Annotated in this window: 22 protein-coding genes; 15 read left to right on the plus strand and 7 right to left on the minus strand. The window is 65.6% G+C overall.

Features of this window, described 5'->3' with window-relative positions:
- Positions 1 to 249 precede the first annotated feature (249 nt).
- The 6 genes from OHA42_RS28515 (at position 250) to ligD (ending at position 5,384) form a co-directional block, all read left to right on the plus strand.
- Positions 250 to 1,185, plus strand: a complete 936-nt coding sequence (locus OHA42_RS28515; RefSeq protein ID WP_406230880.1) for a hypothetical protein — start codon at positions 250 to 252, stop codon at positions 1,183 to 1,185.
- A gap of 91 nt (positions 1,186 to 1,276) precedes the next feature.
- Positions 1,277 to 1,510 carry a hypothetical protein gene (locus OHA42_RS28520; RefSeq protein ID WP_328402573.1) on the plus strand — a complete coding sequence of 78 codons (234 nt, stop codon included), beginning with the start codon at positions 1,277 to 1,279 and terminating at the stop codon, positions 1,508 to 1,510.
- Between the two features lie 17 nt (positions 1,511 to 1,527).
- On the plus strand, positions 1,528 to 2,628 hold the full coding sequence (locus OHA42_RS28525; protein ID WP_328402575.1) for an SPFH domain-containing protein: 1,101 nt from the start codon (positions 1,528 to 1,530) through the stop codon (positions 2,626 to 2,628).
- A gap of 29 nt (positions 2,629 to 2,657) precedes the next feature.
- Entirely contained in the window at positions 2,658 to 3,065 is a 408-nt protein-coding gene (locus tag OHA42_RS28530) for a cold-shock protein (protein WP_406230881.1), read from the plus strand.
- A 232-nt stretch (positions 3,066 to 3,297) separates the two neighbouring features.
- Positions 3,298 to 4,383, plus strand: coding sequence for an ATP-dependent DNA ligase (locus OHA42_RS28535; protein WP_406239653.1), 1,086 nt, complete (start codon positions 3,298 to 3,300; stop codon positions 4,381 to 4,383).
- Entirely contained in the window at positions 4,383 to 5,384 is a 1,002-nt protein-coding gene (ligD, locus tag OHA42_RS28540; protein WP_406230882.1) for a non-homologous end-joining DNA ligase, read from the plus strand. Before OHA42_RS28535 ends, ligD begins: the two co-directional genes overlap by 1 nt.
- Positions 5,385 to 5,398: 14 nt before the next feature.
- Here ligD and OHA42_RS28545 read toward each other — a convergent pair whose 3' ends face one another.
- The gene (locus tag OHA42_RS28545) at positions 5,399 to 6,154 is read right to left on the minus strand and encodes a DUF4190 domain-containing protein (RefSeq protein WP_406230883.1); all 756 of its coding nucleotides are present in this window, start codon (positions 6,152 to 6,154) and stop codon (positions 5,399 to 5,401) included.
- Between the two features lie 306 nt (positions 6,155 to 6,460).
- Here OHA42_RS28545 and OHA42_RS28550 point away from each other — a divergent pair, with 306 nt between their 5' ends.
- Positions 6,461 to 6,823 (plus strand): hypothetical protein, encoded by a 363-nt coding sequence (locus OHA42_RS28550; RefSeq protein ID WP_406230884.1) that lies wholly within the window; start codon positions 6,461 to 6,463, stop codon positions 6,821 to 6,823.
- A gap of 25 nt (positions 6,824 to 6,848) precedes the next feature.
- On the opposite strand, the gene OHA42_RS28555 is transcribed toward OHA42_RS28550, so the two are convergent.
- From OHA42_RS28555 to OHA42_RS28570, 4 genes are all read right to left on the minus strand, one after another.
- On the minus strand, positions 6,849 to 7,520 hold the full coding sequence (locus OHA42_RS28555) for a TetR/AcrR family transcriptional regulator (protein WP_406230885.1): 672 nt from the start codon (positions 7,518 to 7,520) through the stop codon (positions 6,849 to 6,851).
- Entirely contained in the window at positions 7,504 to 8,649 is a 1,146-nt protein-coding gene (locus tag OHA42_RS28560) for an acyl-CoA dehydrogenase family protein (protein WP_406230886.1), read from the minus strand. The genes OHA42_RS28555 and OHA42_RS28560 overlap by 17 nt, the downstream gene beginning before the upstream one ends.
- Positions 8,650 to 8,806: 157 nt before the next feature.
- Positions 8,807 to 9,841: a transglycosylase SLT domain-containing protein gene (locus OHA42_RS28565; RefSeq protein ID WP_406230887.1), complete on the minus strand. Its 1,035-nt coding sequence runs from the start codon at positions 9,839 to 9,841 to the stop codon at positions 8,807 to 8,809.
- 216 nt (positions 9,842 to 10,057) lie between these two features.
- Positions 10,058 to 10,756: a TetR/AcrR family transcriptional regulator gene (locus tag OHA42_RS28570; protein WP_406230888.1), complete on the minus strand. Its 699-nt coding sequence runs from the start codon at positions 10,754 to 10,756 to the stop codon at positions 10,058 to 10,060.
- Positions 10,757 to 10,964: 208 nt separating this feature from the next.
- Between OHA42_RS28570 and OHA42_RS28575 the strand changes: the two genes are divergently transcribed.
- The 5 genes from OHA42_RS28575 to OHA42_RS28595 all read left to right on the plus strand — a co-directional run bounded on the left by OHA42_RS28575 (position 10,965) and on the right by OHA42_RS28595 (position 15,216).
- Positions 10,965 to 11,894 carry an alpha/beta fold hydrolase gene (locus OHA42_RS28575; protein WP_406230889.1) on the plus strand — a complete coding sequence of 310 codons (930 nt, stop codon included), beginning with the start codon at positions 10,965 to 10,967 and terminating at the stop codon, positions 11,892 to 11,894.
- 159 nt (positions 11,895 to 12,053) lie between these two features.
- Entirely contained in the window at positions 12,054 to 12,233 is a 180-nt protein-coding gene (locus tag OHA42_RS28580) for a hypothetical protein (RefSeq protein WP_406230890.1), read from the plus strand.
- Between the two features lie 206 nt (positions 12,234 to 12,439).
- Entirely contained in the window at positions 12,440 to 13,897 is a 1,458-nt protein-coding gene (locus OHA42_RS28585) for an SDR family NAD(P)-dependent oxidoreductase (RefSeq protein ID WP_406230891.1), read from the plus strand.
- Positions 13,898 to 13,967: 70 nt separating this feature from the next.
- Entirely contained in the window at positions 13,968 to 14,747 is a 780-nt protein-coding gene (locus OHA42_RS28590) for an O-methyltransferase (protein ID WP_406230892.1), read from the plus strand.
- Between the two features lie 85 nt (positions 14,748 to 14,832).
- Positions 14,833 to 15,216, plus strand: a complete 384-nt coding sequence (locus tag OHA42_RS28595) for a DUF2784 domain-containing protein (RefSeq protein ID WP_406230893.1) — start codon at positions 14,833 to 14,835, stop codon at positions 15,214 to 15,216.
- A gap of 50 nt (positions 15,217 to 15,266) precedes the next feature.
- Here the strand turns inward: OHA42_RS28595 and OHA42_RS28600 are convergent, their stop codons facing one another.
- Positions 15,267 to 16,040, minus strand: a complete 774-nt coding sequence (locus OHA42_RS28600; RefSeq protein ID WP_406230894.1) for a thioesterase II family protein — start codon at positions 16,038 to 16,040, stop codon at positions 15,267 to 15,269.
- Between the two features lie 154 nt (positions 16,041 to 16,194).
- On the opposite strand from OHA42_RS28600, the gene OHA42_RS28605 reads away from it, so the two are divergent.
- Together OHA42_RS28605 and OHA42_RS28610 are read left to right on the plus strand one after the other, a co-directional pair.
- On the plus strand, positions 16,195 to 16,626 hold the full coding sequence (locus OHA42_RS28605) for an ATP-binding protein (protein ID WP_406230895.1): 432 nt from the start codon (positions 16,195 to 16,197) through the stop codon (positions 16,624 to 16,626).
- On the plus strand, positions 16,616 to 17,434 hold the full coding sequence (locus OHA42_RS28610; RefSeq protein WP_406230896.1) for an RNA polymerase sigma factor SigF: 819 nt from the start codon (positions 16,616 to 16,618) through the stop codon (positions 17,432 to 17,434). Before OHA42_RS28605 ends, OHA42_RS28610 begins: the two co-directional genes overlap by 11 nt.
- A gap of 18 nt (positions 17,435 to 17,452) precedes the next feature.
- Here OHA42_RS28610 and OHA42_RS28615 read toward each other — a convergent pair whose 3' ends face one another.
- A complete protein-coding gene (locus tag OHA42_RS28615; protein ID WP_406239655.1) occupies positions 17,453 to 18,733 on the minus strand; it encodes an ATP-binding protein in 1,281 nt (426 codons plus the stop codon).
- 388 nt (positions 18,734 to 19,121) lie between these two features.
- Between OHA42_RS28615 and OHA42_RS28620 the strand changes: the two genes are divergently transcribed.
- Positions 19,122 to 20,468 (plus strand): CoA transferase, encoded by a 1,347-nt coding sequence (locus OHA42_RS28620; RefSeq protein ID WP_406230897.1) that lies wholly within the window; start codon positions 19,122 to 19,124, stop codon positions 20,466 to 20,468.
- Positions 20,469 to 20,478: the final 10 nt, after the last annotated feature.

Below are 20,478 nucleotides of genomic sequence, written 5' to 3' on the forward strand. Positions count from 1 at the left end.
CTGCTTCCAACGTCGCCGTATGGTCGCTGCCGTGCCCGCAGCGCCGGTGAACCCCAACTCCCCCAGCGCAACGCACTCGGATCCGACGACCAGCGCGAGCCTTCCTCCCATTCAGGCAACCTACCGCCCTCGGGAACCCGGCTAACGGACCTCATATTTTTGCGCGGACGACCACCGCGGTTTGCCCGCCGTGATAGGAACGTACTAGAACGTCACACCGTGGCGAGTGACAACCGGGGGCCGTGAAATATGGCAGCGATAGTGCTCGTGCATGGCATCGCGCAGGAACAATATGCAGCGGAGGTGCTGGAGGCCCAGTGGATCCCCGCACTGGCGGGCGGAGTTCGCGCGGCCGGGCATCCCGAACTGGCCGATCGGTTGTGGCGCGGTCCGCTGCCGGGGGCCCCCGAGGTTCGGATGGCCTTCTACGGCAACGCTTTTCTGGATCCCGGTGCTCAGGGTGGCGCCGCTCCGATCGGCGATGACGATCAGGAACTCAGCGAACAGCTCGCCGCGGCTTGGCTCGCGACGGCGGCGGCGCAGGCCGGCAACTCGCGAGATCGGATGGAAGCACAGCGCTACCTCGACAACGCCGCGCTCGGCGACGTGGGCCAACAGGGAATCGGGGCGAAGGCCAGGTTCGCCACCAACGCGCTAACCAGACTGAAGTGGTTCGCGCCCTTCGGATTCGGGCTCGCGGAGAAGTTCGTCAACCGGTCGCTGGCGCAGGTCACCCGGTACCTCTCCGACGAAGCTGTGCGCAAGCATGCCCAGCAGCAGGTGCTCGACCTGATCGGACCAGAGACCAGGCTGGTCATCGGACATTCGCTCGGTTCGGTGGTCGCCTACGAGGCCCTGCACCACGCCCCGGGGCCGGTCACGCTGATCACCCTCGGTTCCCCGCTCGCCTTGCAGTCGATCATCTACCCGCGCCTGCGTCCGCAGCCGCCGATCGTTCCACCCGCGCTCGCCCGCTGGGAGAATATCGCCGACCGTGACGATATCGTCGCGGCACACCTGGACCTGGCCCCTTTCTTCCCACCCGGCCCCGGCGGCACGGTCGTGCCGACAACACATCCCGCCATCGACAATGGCGCACAACCGCACGACGTCGCGCACTATCTCACCAAGCGCTCGGTCGGCCATATCGTCGCCGAAGCGCTCAGCGAACAGCGACACCCGTAATCGACGACCCGACGCCATTTACTCCGAGGCCGAATTCCGCTCCGACGCGTAGGCTGACAGCCCTGGTGTCTAGTCCGAGGAGTTCACCGCGATGACCGACCCCGTGCGGGGTTTGACGGGTACGCTGACGGCGGCGATTCGGGGTGCCGGAATGTTGGGGGAGGTTTTGGTGGCGATTCGCGGGGGGACGGAGCTCTATATCGCACGGGCGGAGGAGCCGATTCCGGCGGGAACCACCGTGTTGATCATCACCGTCAATCCGGGGCGCATCGTCGATGTGGTTCCGTGGATTCCGTTGCAGACGGATCTACCCGAGAAAATGTAAACAAGTAGGGAGTCGACGTGCTGGGGTATCACGTACCTGATCCGGACGAAGCAATGCTCGTCAGTGGCGCCAAGAGCAAGGACGATGTGCCGTTCGGGGTGGTGATCGGACGCGGCAAATGGGTGATGCCCTTCTTCCGCAAGGTGAGCTATCTGTCGCTGGCGATGTTCGAGGCGGAAATCAAGGAGCGCTGCGTCACCAAGCAGGCCATCCAACTCGAGGTGCGCGCGGTGATCGCGTTCAAGGTCGCCAATGACGAGAAGTCGATCGTCAATGCGGCACAACGCTTCCTGTCGGAGCAGGAGCGGGAGATGTCGGTGCTCACCGGGCGCATCTTCTCCGGTCATCTGCGCTCGATCGTCGGTTCGATGACGGTCGAGGAAATCATTCGCGAACGGCAGCGCCTCGCCGACGAAGTGCTTGTCGCGTCCAAGGTCGAGATGAGCAATATCGGGTTGTGGGTGGACTCCTTCCAGATCCAGTCCATCGATGACGGCAACCTCGGCTACATCACCGCACTCGCGGCCCCGCACAACGCCGCGGTGCAGCGTGACGCGCAGATCGCGCAATCACAAGCCGCGCAGCTCGCCGCGGAGGCCGAGCAGGAGTCGCTGCGCCGACGGGCCGAGTACCAGCGCGAGACCGCGATCCTGAAGGCCCAGTATCAGCGCGATATCGACAAAGCCAATGCCGAGGCGGCGCAGGCAGGGCCGCTGGCCGAGGCCAAGGCCATGCAGGAGGTGCTGACCGCGCAGGCCGAACAGGCCCGTAAGGAAGCCGAACTGCGCGAACAACAGTTGCAGGCCGAGGTGGTGAAACCCGCACTCGCGGAGGCGGAACGGGTGCGCATCCTGGCCGAGGCCGAGGCCGACCGGACCAGGATCCAGGCCGATGCGGCCGCATCGAACAATCGGATCGCGTTGGACCAGTTGCTGATCGAGCAGTTGCCGGAGATCGTCAAGCAGGCGTCCAACGGACTGGCGAACGCGAACCTCACGGTCCTGAACGGGCCGGACGGCGTCGGGGAATTGGTCAACGGAATGGTCGGTCAAGGGCTCACCGTCTTCAATTCGTTACAAAAGGCGCTTTCATCCAACGACGGGGAAAATGCGAGCTAAAGTGGCCGAATAGCAACGGCGAGGAGCGGGTGTTGGTGTCCATCGGGAAATTGGTGTCGTTCGACAGCTCTCGGGGGTTCGGGTTCATTCGTCCCGATGACGGTGGACCGGATGTGTTCGTCCACGTGAACGACATCGGTCTCGACGAGGACGAGCTGCGCCAGGGTCGGGTGTTCGAATTCGAGGTGACCGAGGGCGACCGTGGGCCCAAAGCGGTCAATCTGACCGTGGTCGGCGGCCAGCAGGCAGCATCGGCTCCTCCCCCTCGACACAAAAAGGACCGATCATCCTCCCCAGGCCAGCTGACGGCCGCCGAGCACAAGCGCCAGATCACCGAACTGCTCCTGGACGCGAGCCCGGCATTGACCGCGGGCGAAATCCTGACGATCCGCGATCGCCTCACCGCCTATGCCGACCAGCACGGCTGGCTCGAATGAGCTCGGCCCGAACACGTAGGTAGCCGCGATGGAGCTGCGGCCGATCACTGCAGCTCCAGACCTGCGCGCACCGGTTGCCCGGCCCGACATCACCGCAGCCCGGTTGCCCGAAGTTCACGATGTTGTCGGACCTGGGACCTACGATCGAGCCGGAGCCCCAGCCCGCGATAACCGATGAATCTTCGTCGGCTACGGCGTCGACATGGGTGAGGAACAAACCGAGGAGGAGCGCGTGGACCTACCGGTGATGCCACCAGTCCGGCCGATGCTGGCGAAAACAGCCCCGTCGGTACCGCGTGAGCCGGGCCTGAGCTATGAACCGAAATGGGACGGCTTTCGCTGCGTCGTTTTCCGCGACGGCGACGAGATCGAACTTGGGTCACGCAACGACCGCCCGCTGACCAGGTATTTCCCCGAGGTCGCCGAATTGCTGATGCAGGCGCTGCCGGAGAAATGCGTGGTGGACGGCGAAATCGTCGTGGTCACCGATCAGGGCCTCGATTTCGATACGCTACAGAATCGTCTGCACCCGGCGGCCTCGCGTGTGAACAAGCTGGCCAAGGAAACACCGGCCAGTTTCGTCGCCTTCGATCTGCTTGCGCTCGGTGACAAGGATCTGACCGGCGAACCATTCGCCGAACGCAGGCGACTACTGGCGACCATTCTCGACACCGAATTCGCCAGGGTGCACCTCACTCCGATCACCGAGGACCCCGAGATCGCCGAGGACTGGTTCACCCGGTTCGAGGGCGCGGGCTTCGACGGCGTCATGGTCAAGTCGAACGATCTTGCCTACCTGCAGGACAAAAGGGTGATGCTCAAGATCAAGCACGAGCGCACCGCTGACTGTGTGGTCGCCGGCTTCCGCTGGCACAAGGACGGCGAGGGTGTCGGCTCGTTGCTGCTCGGTCTTTTCGATGACGAAGGGCACCTGCATCATGTCGGGGTGGCGAGCAGCTTCACTGCGGCCAAGCGCAAGTCGCTGGTCGAGGAGCTGAAACCGTTGCGCGAGCACGCACTGGAGAACCATCCGTGGCGGGAGTGGGCCGATGCGGCCGCGCAGGCGAAGGCCGACGGCAAGATGCCGGGCGGGGTGAGCCGATGGACCGGCGGCAAGGACCTGTCCTGGGAGGCGCTGCGCCCGGAGCTGGTCGCCGAGGTCCGCTACGAACATGTGCAGTCGGGCCGCTTGCGCCACGGCGGCCGGCTGGTTCGCTTCCGCGCCGACCGGACCCCGGAATCATGCACCTACGCCCAGCTCGACGAGGTCGCTCCCGCCGAATTGAGCACCCTCTTCACCGAAATCCAGGGAAAGTGATGAGCACGTCCGTCGATATCGAGGTGGACGGCAGAACCGTCGCCATCAGCAATCCCGACAAGATCTATTTCACCAAGCGCGGCGAAACGAAACTTGATCTGGTGCACTACTACCAGGCGGTCGCCGAACCGTTCCTGAAAGTGGTCGGCAATCGACCGCTGCTGCTCGAGCGCTATCCCGATGGTGCGTCGGGGAAATCGTGGTTCCAGAAGCGGGTTCCGAAATCCGCGCCGGATTGGCTGCACACCGTCGAGGTCTCCACACCCAACGGGACCACCAGCGACGCCCTTGTCGCGCATGATCTCGCGCATATCCTGTGGGCGGTGAACCAGGGCTGCTTGGGCTTTCACGTCTGGCCCAATCAGGTGGACGATCTGAAGATCGCCGACGAACTGCGCATCGACCTGGACCCCTCCCCTGGTATCACCTTCGACGATCTCAAGTATGCCGCCGTGCTGACCCGCGAACTGTTCACCGAACTCGGCATCGAATCCTCGATCAAGACCTCCGGTTCTCGCGGTCTGCACATTTATGTTGCGCTGGAACCGAATTGGGATGGTTACCAGGTTCGCGCCGCCGCTGTGGCCTTGGCTCGCGAGCTCGAGCGCCGCCATCCCGACGAGATCACCGCGCAATGGTGGAAAGAGGAACGCGGCAGTCGCGTGTTCATCGACTTCAACCAGAACGCCCCGCACAAAACGGTTTTCGGCGCCTGGTGCGTGCGTCCGAAGGTCGGTGCCCAGGTGTCGACGCCGATCGCCTGGTCCGAACTCGACACCATCGTCCCCGACGAACTCACCATCGCCACCGTGCCCGCGCGGTTGGCCGCGCTCGGCGATCCGTGGGCCGACCGTGCCCCGCAATCGATCGAATCGCTGCTGACGATGTCCGAACGCGATATGGCCGCAGGCCTGATGGACGCGCCGTGGCCGCCGCAGTATCCGAAGATGCCCAACGAGCCGCCCCGCGTACAGCCGAGCCGGGCCAAGAAGGCCGACTAACAGCTACCGCGGCGCTACTCCGTCCACATCGCCCACACCTTGCTCTCGCACGCCAGCGCATGACCGTCCGCGGTGCGTGCACTCTTGGTTGTGCCGGAAACTTCGCATTTCGTCCCGGCCTGCTGCACGGCCGTCGCGATGGTGTACGGCCCTGCCCACTGGTAGCCGCCACTCGCCGGAGTGGCCAGGCATAGCAGGGTGTTCCCGTCCGCGCCCGTACCGATGAGCGCGGGGTCCGAACATGCCGTGCCCTTCTTCGGAGTGACCAGGTTGGTCGCCGCGGACGTCGTGGTCACCGGCGGCGGCGCGACCGTGGTCGGCGCCACCGTCGTCACGACCACGGGCGGCGCGGCAACGGTCGATACCTCGGCGACCTTGTTCGCGCGCGACACCGAATCGGTCCATGCCGTTCCGGACAACACCACGAATCCCGCGAGCGCCGTCGCCTCGGCCACCCCGATCAGCAGTGCGGACACCGCCATCGCCTTGCCACGTGGATGGCTGAAGGCGATGAAACCGAACACAATCGCCACCGGAAACAACCCCAGCAACGCGGCAACCAGCGCGACGATCGCATACGGGTTCACGATGGGCGGAATCTCCACCCGCAACCGACCCGTCCGGCGACGACCGGGCTGCGGCGTCTCCGCCCAGCGTCCTTCGGCGTCCGCCTCGGGCCAACGCTCCTCGGATTCCGATTCCTGCTGCCAGTTCTCCTCGTGCTGCGCCTCTGGCCAGCGCTCGATCTCACGGCGTTCCATCCGTGCCATGCCAGGTCCGTCCCTCTCCACACCACAACCGCGCAGGAGCCTCGGACTGCCCGGACCCGCCCCGATATCGACACAGAATAGGGGCGAACAGCCGCAGGATCATCCGAAACGTCCAATCGGCCGTCATCAAAGCGTAATAACGAAGCCGGAGCAACATTTCGCAGCGGTGGGAACAGTGCGACTTCCGCTGCGCCCGCCCCGGAATAACGAACCAGCAAACACCCCTCGCGGATCGCGCGGCCGAGGTCCATGCTGATCACAGGGTGAAATCGCTGATCATGTGCTGACTCGAAACCAGGAGGAGACATGTTCGGTAGTACCGATTCGACCCAAGGGCGGCCGTGGCACGCTCATGCGGGCGATCTGCTCGGCGACGACTACAACGTGCCCGGCCTGATCCTGTGCGCTCTCGGCATCGTGGCGATGGCGTGCACCCTCACCGCAGCCGGATACGGGTTCACCGGCTGGACGCAGATCGGCGCGATTGCCACCGCCATGCTGTGGATAGCGGGCATCGGCGCGCTGGTCATCGAGCATCGCCGCGAGGAAGTGATCGAGCTGAAGTACGGCAGACAGGGGCACGCGCCGGGACATGTCCGGCACGTTCGCTACGGCGCCGCGCCGCGCGGCACCACGACATCGGGCGAGCCGGCCCGTGAGCTGACCTAGCAGCGCGAACGGGCCGCCTCCGCGCTCACCGGCGCGGGTCCACTTTCGGCATCGTTTCGGTCATCAACGTCATCAGCATGTCCGCGAGCAACACGTGCACCTGTTCGCGGGTAAGTGTGCCTCGGGTGATCCACTCCCGCCCGGCCACCTTCACCAGACCACCGAAGGCGCGGACCATCGCGCGCAATTCCGCACTGTGTGTCGATTCGGCGCGTCCGACCATCAGCAGCATGCGCTCGGCGGCCGCGTCGTCGGCTTGGTCGAGTATGTGCTGCACCTCGGGGTCGTTGCCGACGCCCTCGTGACTTGTCACCTTCACCCAGGTGCTGCCGTGTTCGGAGATCACGTCCAGCAACCAGTGCACGCTGGCGTCGACTCGCTCGCGATCGGTGCCGCTCGGCGTCACCATGTCGTCGAGCCGCGGCAAGGTGACCATCCGGCGCACCACGGCGAGGTAGAGGTCGCGCTTGTTGCCGAAGTAGTGATTGATCAGGCCGCGCGCCACACCTGCGCGCTGAGCCAGCTCGGCGGTCGAGACTGCCGCGTAGGGACGCTCACCGAACATGTCGATCGCGCAGGCAAGGATCTGCGCGCGCCGCTCATCGGGTTCCAGCCTGCGCCTGCGCGGCTGCGCCTCGTCGGAGGATGCGGCCGCCGACGAAGCCGTCTCGCCCCTGACTTCAGAGAGACCGTGCAATGAGATCCTTCATCACCTCGTTGCTACCCGCGAGGATGCGCAGGACGCGGGCGCCGGTGTAGAGCTGGGAAATCGGATACTCCGTCATGTAGCCGTAGCCGCCGAACAGTTGCAGGCAGCGGTCGACCACGATACCCAGCTGATCGGTGAGCCAGTACTTGGACATCGCAGCAGTGGGAATGTCCAACTCGCCGCGCAGGTGCTTGACGATGCAATCGTCCAGGAAGGTGCGACTCACCGTGGCGATGGTCGCGCACTCGGCCAGCTCGAACTTGGTGTTCTGCATCGCGAACAGCGGCTTGCCGAATGCCTCTCGGCCCTTGGTGTAGTCGACGGTCAGCGCGACGGCCTTCTCCATCATGGCCACCGCGATGATCGCGGTCACCAGTCGCTCCTGGGCGAGCAGCTGCATCATTTGGTAGAAGCCTTGGCCCTCGGCCTCCCCGAACAGGTTCGAGGCCGGCACCCGCAGGCCGTCGAAGAACAGCTCCGCGGTGTCCTGAGCTTTGCCGCCGATCTTGTTCAGGATGCGACCCCGCTTGAATCCCGGGGTGTTGTCGCCGACCTCGGCGAAAATCAGCGAAACGCCTGCGGCGCCCTTGGTCGGGTCGGTTTTCACGGCGATGATGATGCCGTCACACAACCAGCCGTTGGTGATGAAGATCTTCGAGCCGGTGATGACGTATTCGTCGCCCTCACGGACCGCCCTGGTCTTGATGTTCTGCAGGTCCGAGCCGGTGCCCGGTTCGGTCATACCGATCGACAGCACCATCTCGCCGCTCGCGGCCTTCGGCAGCACCCGCCGCTTCAGTTCCTCGGACCCGAACTCGTTGAGGTATGGCGCGATGATCGAGCTGTGCACGGGCATGCCGAGTGCGCCGTCTCCTGCGAACGCCTGCTCCTCGATGATGGCCGCGTCATGCGCGAAAGTGCCTCCACCGCCGCCGTATTCACTCGGCAGCGCGGTGCACAGCAGACCGAGTTCGCCTGCGCGGTTGTACAGCGCGCGGTCGGGATGCCCCTGGGCGACGAACTTCTCCTCATGCGGGACGACTTCCTTTTCGAAGAAGTTCTTGGCCAGGTCTCGTACCGCTTCGACCTCGTCATCACTCCACGCGGCGCGTGCCATCGTCCGATCCTTTGCTCGCCTCGGGGCCGGCCTCGCCGCCGGCCCGTCGACATCAGATTCCACCACTATTGGCATGATGTCAACAAGGCGGGTACACGTCGGCCCGATAGCGGAAATATCGACGAACCCGCGTCGAATCTCCGTGCCGCAGGTGCGCTCAGTATCCGTGCCCGGCAACAGCGGGGTTGGCCTGGGGAACTTCAGCCGCCAGATTACTGCCATCTCTCGAGACGCCGTACGTGCGCATCACGTAGTTCATGCTGGCGGCGACGTTGGCGACCGGATCTCTGATGAAGTTGGAGGTCCCGGGGACATGGTTTTCACGGAATGTGCTCGGAATGCACTGAGCGAGACCCTCAGAGGGGTGACCATCGTCGGCATTGCTGTCCTCCAGGTTGATGGCGTTGGGGTTGTTGCTCGATTCGCGTTCGATCAGGACCAGATAGCCCTTCCGCCAATTCTCGCGAGCCACCGGATCTTTGATCCCGAGCGCATCGAGCGCACCCTCAATGGCCTGGTTGACCGTAGTGGTGCCCGTGTACTTCGCGTAGTCGGAAGCCGACGGGGCCCTGTATGGACCGTACGAGGAACCCCGTCGACCACCACCGGAACGACCGGAATAGCTCGGCACGTAGCCAGGCTTCGAGGCATACGTGGATGTCGCCTTTTCGACATCCTTCCTATGGTCGTCAACCTGCTTGTTCGCCTCTTCCACCTTCTTGCGCACACTCTCTGACGCATTCAAGGCGGCGGTGATGAGCGGTGCTTCCTGAGACGCGGTGAGATTCTCATGCTTCTCGAGCACTGCGGGAGCGGCCGCCAAGGCGTCGGCCAGGCCCTTGGCCTCTTCTTTGATACTGGTGAATGTCTGGCTCGAGACGTCGAATACGCCATAGGAGGACATGTCGATGCCCTCGTCCTGCTTCTTTATGTCGGACTTGATCGCGCGGACCTCATCCAGACGCGACGAATAGTTGTCGACCATGACAGACTTGTTCTGCGTATCGACAAGCTTCTTGTCGGACAGGAGCTTCAACAGGTTTGGCGGATCCGCCGACGATCCGGTCGCCAACTGATCCGCCGACGTTTGAATCACCACCCGCGCAGTCGTGACAGCCTCGATGAGGCCCGCTGTCGCGCCCGCGGGAGGTTCTATGCCCTCCGGCATCCATCGTTTGGCATTGGCGGTCACCTCGTCACCCGACCACTGTCGACGCGGACACCGCATGTCATCGGGCACACGAACAGTGGCATCGCATCCTCACTCACCGGGCGGTTTGGGGGCCGCACACGTACGGCCCGGCACCAACGACAGATTGGAGTATGACGTAACAGCGGGTCGACAATCGTTCCCCTACATTGGGAACACCGCCCGCGTTACAGCCACACGGCCCGCGGGGCAGCCCGGTCAGGTTGCGGGCTGTTGTGACTGGTTGACTGCCGCCAAGGACGTGAAGATCGGGATGTCCGGGTCTGCCGAGATGCCCTGGCGGCACAGGAAGCCGTCGATGAGGCCCCAGACGAATTCGGTAGCCTGCTCGACGAATTCGACCGTCGTCGCGGGGCGCGGGACCTCCGAATCTCCGAGCCACAGATCGGTGATCGAGACGACGACTCCGACGACCGCGCGAGCCAAGTATTCGATGCCGGTCGCGTCGATCTGGATGGATTCGGCTACCTCACGCGCCTGCGCGGCGAAGCGGCCCGCCGCGGCGCGACCGAGGTCGAATTGGAGCACCGAACCATCGGCGTGTTGCGTGACGTGCGCTTGCCCGAGGAATCGAAAAACGTTGGGGTGCTGGAGAATACTGTCGGCGTAACCGGCGAGGACGCGGTGCAGCGCGGTGCGCGGCGGCTGCAGCATGAGGGTGAGATCATTGCCTGCGGCAGCGCCTGCTGCCTTGGCCATCCGATTGCCGATCTCGGTGTAGAGATCAGCCTTGTCGGCGAATTGGCGATACAGCCGAGGTTTGGTGATGCGGGCCTCGCGGGCGATGTCGTCCATGCTCGGCCGCGGACCATCCCTGTCGATCACCCGGATGGCGGCGTCGACGATTTCCTCGCGGGTGATCGTCCTCGCTGCGGATCTGGTGTCGGATCGGGGCACATCCGGGATCCTACACGTACCGGTAGTGCGCATGCGGCGTGGCGACGTATGCGGGCGCAATCCACCATTGACCTGCAGTACACGTGATCTACTTCATAATTCACGCACGCTATGGCCCATTGATTTCCGATGTTTCGTACTGCCAGTATCGAAGCACGTACCGGCGGTACATCAGCATCTGCGACAGCTCATCGATCGAGGCGCGAACATGACCGAACAGCCCGACAGCACCGATCTCCGACGACCGGACCGGCAGTCGACCGTGCCTGTCGAGGGCACCGAGCTGGCTGTCTTCGAATGGGGCGATCCCGCCGCCGAACCATTGGTCCTCGTGCACGGCATCACCGACACCCATCGCGTCTGGGCCGAGGTGGCGACACTGCTCGCCGACAGCTTCCGCGTGATCACCTACGACCTCCGCGGCCACGGCCGGTCGGCGAAACCCCCGGCAACATCGGACTATCGACTGGACCGACTCGCCGCGGACTTCTACGCCGTGATCGACGCGATCAGCCCGGGCGGGCCGGTGCATGTCTGCGGCCACGGCTGGGGCGCGGTGCAGGCCTGGGAAGCAGTGTGCGATCCGCGGGCGAACACCCGCGTCGCCTCGTTCACCGCGATCTCCGGCCCCAATCTCGACCATGTCGGAATGCTGTTGCGCGACATCGCCTCTCCGTCGCGCCACCTGCGCAGACTGGCCACGGACCCGATGTGGTGGCGGCGCAACGCCGGGTCGGCGCCCGCCGCAGCGCAACGGATCGCCTACCCGCCCCGGGTCCGCTCCTGGCTCATCGAGCGGCTCGGCGGCGTCCCGCGCGCGTACGCGCCGATCGCCGCCACCTGGCGCGCCGACCTACTCGCAGGCAGCCGCATCGTGCGGGCCAACCTGCTGCACCATCTGCTACGACCAAGGCCGCGGCAGACAGCGGTGCCGGTCCAGATGGTGGTCGACACCACCGATGTATTCGTCCCGCCATTCCTCTACGACAGCAGCGCACCTTGGGTGGATCGCCTGTGGCGCTGCGCGATTCCCGCCGACCACTGGCTACCGGTGACCGAGCCGCTGCTCGTCGCGGAGGCCATCGCCAACTTCGTCGAAGACCTGCACGCCTCCGACGCGACGATCCATCGCCGATGAGCCGCCGCTGGCCACTGCCACGGCCCGACAACGGAAGCAGCTGAGACCGCCGCTGCTGAGCACGAACTCTGGTCGCAGGCCCTGCCACTGGTCGATGCGCTACCCGACACCGCCAAACCTGTTCTCGCTTCGTGCATCTGCGAGCTCACCCGCGAGCACGTGCTGTCGGCGGTGCTGACCGCCGCGCGCAGCGGCACCATCGACACCTTGGTCGAGATCGCACTCGCCCAGGACCTGGTGGGGCGGGCCCGCGTGCTCGAGCTCGTCGACGGGATAGACGGTCTCGACGATTTCCTCGGCGCGTCGACCCGGATACACCGAGTGTCGTCTGGGACGTGATCACCGAGGTGCGTACCGAGATTCCGGCGGACCTGCGGCCTCGGCTCGCCGAGCGCGCGACCGAGTGCGGCCGGATAGCGGCGGCTGAGATGCTGCGCGGGTAGCCCACCGACGGTGCAGCCGGGGTGCGCCAGGCGGGCTGCGGCGGCGATGCGACAATGAATGCGTCAACCGCCCCAGTTCACGAAGGATAAACCCGCATTCCGATGGCCGAGAACACCGCGTCGACCTCGCCCGATACCCAGGCCATCGACCCGGCCGAACTGGCCATTTGCCTGCGTGTGCTGGAACAGGCCGGGCAGCTGGACAAGGACGATCCCCATTCGATCGCCGTGCAGCGCGCCGTGGGGCACATGTTCAAGAAGCTCAAGCTCCGCCGTCGCAGCGAGGCAAGGGACGCGGTGGCGGCCGCGGATCGCTCGGTGGTCGCGGCGACGGCGACCGGGTCACCCAATCGGATCGATGACGAGACCGCGGGCATCCCGCTGACCTCGAACGCCGCGGGCGCGAGCGCGGGCACCCTGCTCCGGCCGCGCCCCTGCTACATGTGCAAGCAGCGCTACACCCGCGTCGACGCCTTCTACCACCAGCTCTGCCCGGAGTGCGCGGCCGGCAGCCATGCCAAGCGAGACGCGAGGACCGATCTGACCGGCCGTCGTGCGCTGCTGACCGGCGGTCGCGCCAAGATCGGCATGTACATCGCGCTGCGACTGCTGCGCGACGGCGCACACACCACCATCACCACACGTTTCCCCAACGATGCCATCCGCCGCTTCGCCGCCATGGACGACAGCGCGGACTGGCTGCATCGACTGCGGATCGTCGGCATCGACCTGCGTGACCCCGCCCAAGTAGTCGCTCTCGCCGACGATGTCGCCGCACAGGGCCCACTCGACATTCTCATCAACAATGCCGCGCAGACCGTGCGCCGCTCCACCGGCGCCTACAGCGCACTCGTCGATGCCGAATCCGGTCCGCTGCCCGCGGGCGCGCTGCCGGATATGGTGAGCTTCGGCAAAACGATGCAGGCGCATCCGACCGCGCTGACTGCCTCGCTCACGCCGAGTCTGACCGCCACGGACGTCGCCGAACTGGCGTTGGTCGCGGGATCGGCGACACCGGAACGCATTTCGCGCGGCGTTGCGATCGACGCGGGCGGTCTGGTGCCGGATCTGGCGCACACCAACAGCTGGGTGCAGACCGTCGCCGAGGTCGATCCGACCGAACTGCTCGAGGTGCAGCTGTGCAACTCGGTCGCGCCGTTCATTCTGGTGTCCCGGCTACGTCCCGCCATGGCCGCGTCGCCAGCGCGACGCAAGTACGTCGTCAACGTTTCCGCCATGGAGGGCCAGTTCTCCCGCGCGTACAAGGGCCCCGGCCATCCGCACACCAATATGGCCAAGGCCGCGCTGAATATGCTCACCCGCACCAGCGCCAAGGAAATGCTCGAGGAAGATTCGATCCTGATGACCGCCGTCGACACCGGCTGGATCACCGACGAGCGCCCGCATTACACGAAGGTCCGCCTGGCCGAGGAAGGTTTCCACGCCCCGCTCGACCTGGTCGACGGGGCAGCTCGGGTCTACGATCCGATCGTCCAGGGCGAGAACGGCACCGACCTGTACGGCTGCTTTCTCAAGGACTACCAACCGTCGCCCTGGTGAATCGCCGCCGCGTGACCTCCGACGCGGGCAGAATCGCATCGAGACCGATCCGACAACCCCAAGGGGCACCATGGCGAATCACGGCGGGCTCGGCGCGCTGGTGCGCGACCGGTTGCCATTGCTGCGCTGGTCGAACATCCGCTTCGTGCTGGGCGGGTTGAGTCTGCTGCGCACGGGGCAGGTCGGCGACGGCCGCGAAGCCGCACTGCGCGACCACGTGCTCACCAACGCCACGGCGGGTGATCCGGAGAGCGTGCTCGCCACCATCGATGATTTCGCCCGCAATCGCAGCATGCTGATGAATATCGGAGACGAAAAAGGGTTGCTTCTGGATGTGGCGGTCCGGCGGGCCGCCCCGACACTGCTGCTCGAACTGGGCACCTACTGCGGCTACAGCGCGGTGCGCGCGGGGCGGCTGATACCCGCGGACGCGCGGCTGGTGTCGGTGGAGGCCAGCCCGGCCAACGCCGAGATCGCCCGCGCTGTCATCGAACACGCCGGATTGACGGATCGGGTCAGCGTGGTGGTCGGCAAGATCGGCGACGGCGGCACAACGGTGCAGCGGCTGCTCGACGGGTATGGATTCGCCGTCAGCGCACTGGATTTCGTGTTCATCGATCATTGGAAGACCGCATATCTGCCGGACCTGAAAACGATCATCGCGGCGAATTGGCTGCATCCGGGGACGATCGTGGTGGCCGATAACGTCAAAGTGCCCGGCGCACCGCGTTATCGGCGCTACCTGCGCGAGCACGAGGGCACCTCCTGGCGCACCATCGAGCACAAGACTCACGTCGAATACCAGTCGCTGCTCACCGACCTGGTGCTCGAGTCCGAATATCTGGGCTGAACGCCGTCACCGGGCAGGTGCCGTGCCGGCGGGCGAGCTGTGCGCAACGCCTGCACCGCACCGGCCGGACGACTACGCTGAAAACGTGCTGTACCGGCTGCTGGCCGACGTTACCGCCGCCGTGCACTTCGCGTTCGTGGCCTACGTGGTGGTCGGCGGATTTCTCGCGTGGCGCTGGCCGCGCACCATCTGGCTGCACTTGATCGCATTCGGATGGGGATTCGGCACCGTCCTGTTCGGAGTCGATTGTCCGCTGACCTATCTGGAGAATTGGGCGCGCCACCGGGCCGGTGTGTCCGGGCTACCGTCGAGTGGGTTCATCGACCACTACCTGACCGGAGTGATCTACCCGGAGAGCGCGCTCGGGTTGGTGCGGGTGCTGGTTGCGGTGTGTGTCGCGGTGTCGTGGTCCGGATTCGCATGGTTATCGCGGCAGCGGGCGGGCGGCCGCGAACGAATTTCCGGATAGCCATGATCGCATCGGCCCGACACCCGGAATGGACTCGTCCCGAAGGGGTTTCACGCCACCGGGTGGTGACGTGCCAAGCTCGCTGTGATGAGGTCGGCCACCTCGGCGACCTTCTCGTCCAAGTAGAAATGCCCACCCGCGAACACCGCACGCTCGAACCTTCCCGCGGTGTGATCGCGCCACTCGTCGGCCTGCGCCGGGACCATCGTGGGATCCTCGGTGCTCACCAGCGCGGCGATATCCCCGGCGAGTGGCCCATCCACGCAGTAGACGTAGGTCTCCACCGCCTGATAGTCGCTGCGGACAGCAGGCAACACCAGCTCGGCGAGACCGGGGTCGTCGCGCAATATCCGCACCGATGCCGGGTCGGTCGCCAACCGCTCCAGATCACCGATCAGCTCGTCCTCCGACGCGAGGTGCAGACGCCCCGGTTCCAGGTAAGTCGGCGCGGGACGACCGGAGACGAACAGTGTGGTCACCAGCTGGCCTGCGCGCTCGAGCAGGCGGGCCGTTTCGAATGCCACCGTCGCTCCCATACTGTGGCCGAACAGCGCCAATCGCTCGACCGGCCCTTGACGCAAGATCTCCTCGGCGATCCGACCCGTCAGTGTCTCCATATCCGAGATCAGGGGTTCGCCGAGCCGATCCTGCCGACCCGGATACTGCACGGCGGCAACGGCAATACCGGGGCCGAGCTTCGCGGCCAACGTCCGGTACGCGGTAACGGATCCGCCGCCCGGCGGCATGCAGACCAGTTGGTGTCGCGCCGCGGCGTCGGCCCGCAGCACTCGCAACCAGTCCGTGGCTGCGATGGTTCGGCGCACGTCGATCTCCTTCTCGGTCGGAACAGCTCGTGAGCGGAGATTCCTTTGTAGCAAGTTCGCGCCGCGGTGTGGGCCGATGTGGCCGCCCCTGGTCGGGTGTGGCGGGTTATTCTTGCCGCTCCGGTGAGCTGTTCGTATCGACGAGGCGGTAGGCATGACGGAGTGGACGACAGAGCAGGCCAGTGGATCGACCACCATCGAGATTCGGGTGCCTGCGCTGCTCGATCAACTGGTGATGCTGCGGGCGCTCGCCGAAACCGTCGCTCTTATCGCGGATTTCGGGCTCGACGAGGTCACCGACATTCGGCTGGCACTCGACGAGATCGCCACGGAGCTGATTCTCGACGCCGTTGCGGACACGACCATCGATTGCCGGTTCACCTATCGCGAGTCCGCGATGCTCGTGCGGGTCTCCTCCGTCGCCGCGTCGAATACTGTGCCGGGCCAGGGTAGTTTCGGATGGCACATCGTGCGTACACTCACCGACACCGTGCACGCCGTACAGGCCCCGCTCGACGCCGCCACCGGCGGCTATCCGACCGTCGTCGATTTCCACTGGGTGCGGGGCGGCTCCGATGGTCGATGAGCAGGTCTCGTCACCGGCGCCGCGACCACGGCGAGCTCGCCCAGGCACAGATCCCTACGACAACATCGAACCACTGCTCACCGAACTCGCAGCCGTCGACGCGGACGATTCACACCGAGAGGTGTTGCGCCAGCGGGTGATCGAGCGTTGCTTGCCGCTCGCCGAGAACGTCGCGCGCAAATTCAGCGGCCGCGGCGAGAATTTCGACGACCTGCTACAGATCGCCAGAGTCGGCCTGGTTCAGGCCGTCGACAGGTTCGACCCCGCCTTCGGTGCGTCGTTCCTGTCCTTCGCCGTGCCGACCATCATGGGCGAAGTACGACGACACTTTCGCGATCACACCTGGGCCTTACGAGTTCCACGGCGGCTCAAGGAAATTCAACAGGCGATCGGCCCGGCGACCGAGGAGCTGGCGCAGCGACTCGGCCGCATACCGAGGGCAAGGGAGATCGCCGAGGAAATCGGCGCCGACCTGACCGAGGTCACCCAGGCGCTCATCGCACGCAACGCCTACCAAACCGCACCCCTCGACCCCTCGCCCAGCGGCGGCGATGACAGCACTACGACCTCGGTACTGGACACCTACGGCGCCGACGAGCCGAGCTATCGCACCGTCGAGGACTATTTGGCGGTCGAACCGCTCATCGCCGCGCTGCCCGAGCAGCAGCGTCAGGTATTGATCATGCGTTTCTTCAAGTCCATGTCCCAGGCCCAGATCGCCGAACAGCTGGGCTGCTCCCAGATGAACGTCTCCCGCATCCTGTCCAAAACCCTCAACACGTTGCGCGAGCAGGCATTACGTGACTGACCGAGCACCGCGCAGCCCTCAGAGCCGGGTATAGTTCTCGTTGTCCTGCTCGAACGCGGTGAGGATGTCCGGCGTCAGTGTCGGACGAGTGTCGGCGATGGCCGCAAGGTAGTCCGCGGTGCTCGCGGTTTCACCGCTACCACTGAGCATCTCGCGTTCGAACGCAGTCTGGGCGCTCTTGCGTGCCGCGAACTCGATATCGGCGGGAGTGAAAAGTGCACTCGCGCTGACTAATCGGTCGAGATCGATGCGATCGCTGGCAGGCCCGAGATATCGACGCCAAATTGCATTGCGGGCAGGCACATCCGGCGGACCGATCGGGATCACGTAGTCGAAACGACCCGGCCGCAGGAGGGCCGAGTCCAACGAACGCACGGAGTTCGTCGCGCACACCAGCAGGCGACTGTCCTTCTCCCGGAAGGCTGGAATCAACTTGAGCAGCTCATTGGTGACACCGTGCGCGGCGCTGGTCGCCGCACCCGAGCGGGCAACGGCGATCTCCTCGACTTCGTCGATGAAGAGCAAAAGTTCGTCGAGTTCCGCGATGTCGTCGAACGTTTCTCGCAGTGAGGCCGCCAAGCCGCCCGGCGCAGCCGCGGCCAACCTCGAGGGGAACAGCTCGACGAACGGCCAGCCCAGGCGCGAGGCCACTGCTTTCGCGAAACTCGTCTTGCCGGTGCCGGGTGGCCCGAACAAAATCACGCTCTTTGGCGTCTGCACACCATGACGTTCGGCGATGTCCCTATTCGCAAGCGGCAGCACGATCCGGCGTTCAATGACATCCTTCTCCCGGTCCATGCCTGCCATCGACTGCCACAGCCCCGGGGGCAGCAGTCGCCCACCCAACTCGGTCAGCAGGCTGCTCTGCTCAGGGCCGAGGCGCTCGCGCATCTCGTAGTAGACCAAACCGTCGCGGCGCAGGTATCCGGAGTTTTCGAAGGCGACAGCGCCCGTCGCCCCCGCGGGGAGCAGGGCGCAGATCCGCCGGACACCGGCGGTCCGCAGTCGCCGCTCGAGTTCGGCGAGCAAAGCGCTGCCGATCCCGCGTTCCCTCCAGCGCGACCCCAGCGCAACCAACAGCACCCAGGCACGCTCGCCCTGTACCTCGGCAACCGCCATCCCGACCATCTCGGCACCGACCTCGGCAACCACCGCCGACAGCCCCTTCCGCGCCGCCGCCATCACCTCGGCAACGGCGAAGACGGGTTCGGCAGACCCGGGATTTCGACTCTGATCCCAGATCTGGATCGCCTGATCCAGGTCGTCATCGCGAAAGTCGCGCAGTCGCCACACCGGCATGCACACCTCGACTCGGGTCCGGGTGCCCCACTTGGTTCCAGTCAACACCCATCGACGACACCCCGACAAGGACCCCCTCCGCGGCTGCGTTGCGGTCGGACGGCAGTGGCAGTTGGATGCCACCCCCAACAGGTGTCCTCGTTGCGGTGTAGCGGGCGTGCGTGTGGCACGCCATCGCCGATCCCGCCACAAAGCTGCTGCGTTTCGTGGGCAGATTCCGGACAGTCGTGTACCGAATTCTTGATCCACGAGGTGATCACGGCAGCGCCTCTGAGATCGTCATCCAGGCACGCGAAGTCGTTGGGGGCCAACGAGACCACAACCGTGTGCTGTGACAGTATGGGCACTCGTGAGTCGCAAAGCCGCTGCAGCTAGAGTGTTCGATCCGGTGAACGCGCACGAACGGCTGCTGCACGACTACGAATCCGGCATCGGTGTCCCCGGCTCCAGCATTGCGCCGCCCTTTGTTCCTGGCAGATATCTCGCCGCCACCCTGCCGGTCTGGGCGCTGGCCGCCGGATCGGTCGCGGCGCTGAACACCGCGGCGAACCGCATCAGGGTCGCGCACGGCCTGCACCCGGTGGCGTATCGGCTGGACCCGGACCGCATCACCGCTGCATTCTCCAGCGAACGCTTGTTGCGCATCGATGGACAGCCGCCGACGATGTTCGCGGAGCTGTCCGGCTTCTTCCCCACTTTCGACGGCTGGGTCCGCACCCACGCCAACTACTCGCACCACCACGTCGGGCTGCTCGCCGCACTCGGTCTGCCCGCCGACGTCCCGATCGATCTGGCTGTCGCGCAGATGGCGATGAGCCGCGCCTCCGATATCGAGGAGCGGGCCGCCGAGGTGGGCGCGATCGCCGTGCGGGTCCGCACAGAACAGGAATGGGCCGAGAGCCCGCAAGGACAGGCCGCCGCGGCCGGACCATTGGTCGCGATCGACTTGCGCGACGACCGTGGCGAGTCCGGATTGCCCATCGGCGCAACGCCTTTGCAGCCACTACGCGGCGTCCGTGTGCTCGATCTGACCCGCGTGATCGCCGGACCGGTGGCGACCCGCACGCTGGCGCTGCTCGGCGCCGAGGTGCTGCGTGTCGATCCGCCGCAGCTGCCCGAGATCCCGTGGCAGTTCGCCGACACCTGCCAGGGCAAACACTCCACCCTGCTCGACGTGCGCGGCAAGCTCGCTGTGCTCGATGACCTGCTGGCCTCCGCCGACGTGGTGATCACTGGATACCGGCCCGGCGCGCTCGAACAGGCGGGACTCCGTGCGGCCGCGCGCCCCGGACTGGTGCACGGCCGGGTCAGTGCGTGGGGTGAATTCGGCCCTTGGGGCAACCGCCGCGGTTTCGACAGCATTGTGCAAGCCGCCGTGGGCATTTCGATCATCGAGGGCGCTGCGGCAGTCCCCGGCGCACTGCCTGCGCAGGCCCTCAACCACGCCTCCGGCTATCTGCTCGCCGCCGGCGTCATCGACGCGCTCGTCGCACGAGCCTCCGACGGTATCGGCCGCGAAGTCCGAGTTGCCCTCGCGCGCACCGGTTCCTGGCTGCTCGACGCACCGGACCGCACGCCGAGCCATCCACCAGCCGCCGCGCCCAACCCCGCCGCGACCGTGATGCACGGAAATGTGGTCACCGCCGCGCCCGCGCTGCCCGAATATCCCGATTACGCCTGGCCTGCTCCCGCCTACGGTGCGGGGGCGGCCGCGTGGCCCGTGCGCACGCGCTGACCGAGCCCGG

It is taken from the genome of Nocardia sp. NBC_01009 (genome assembly GCF_045208035.1).
Taxonomy (GTDB): Bacteria; Actinomycetota; Actinomycetes; order Mycobacteriales; family Mycobacteriaceae; genus Nocardia.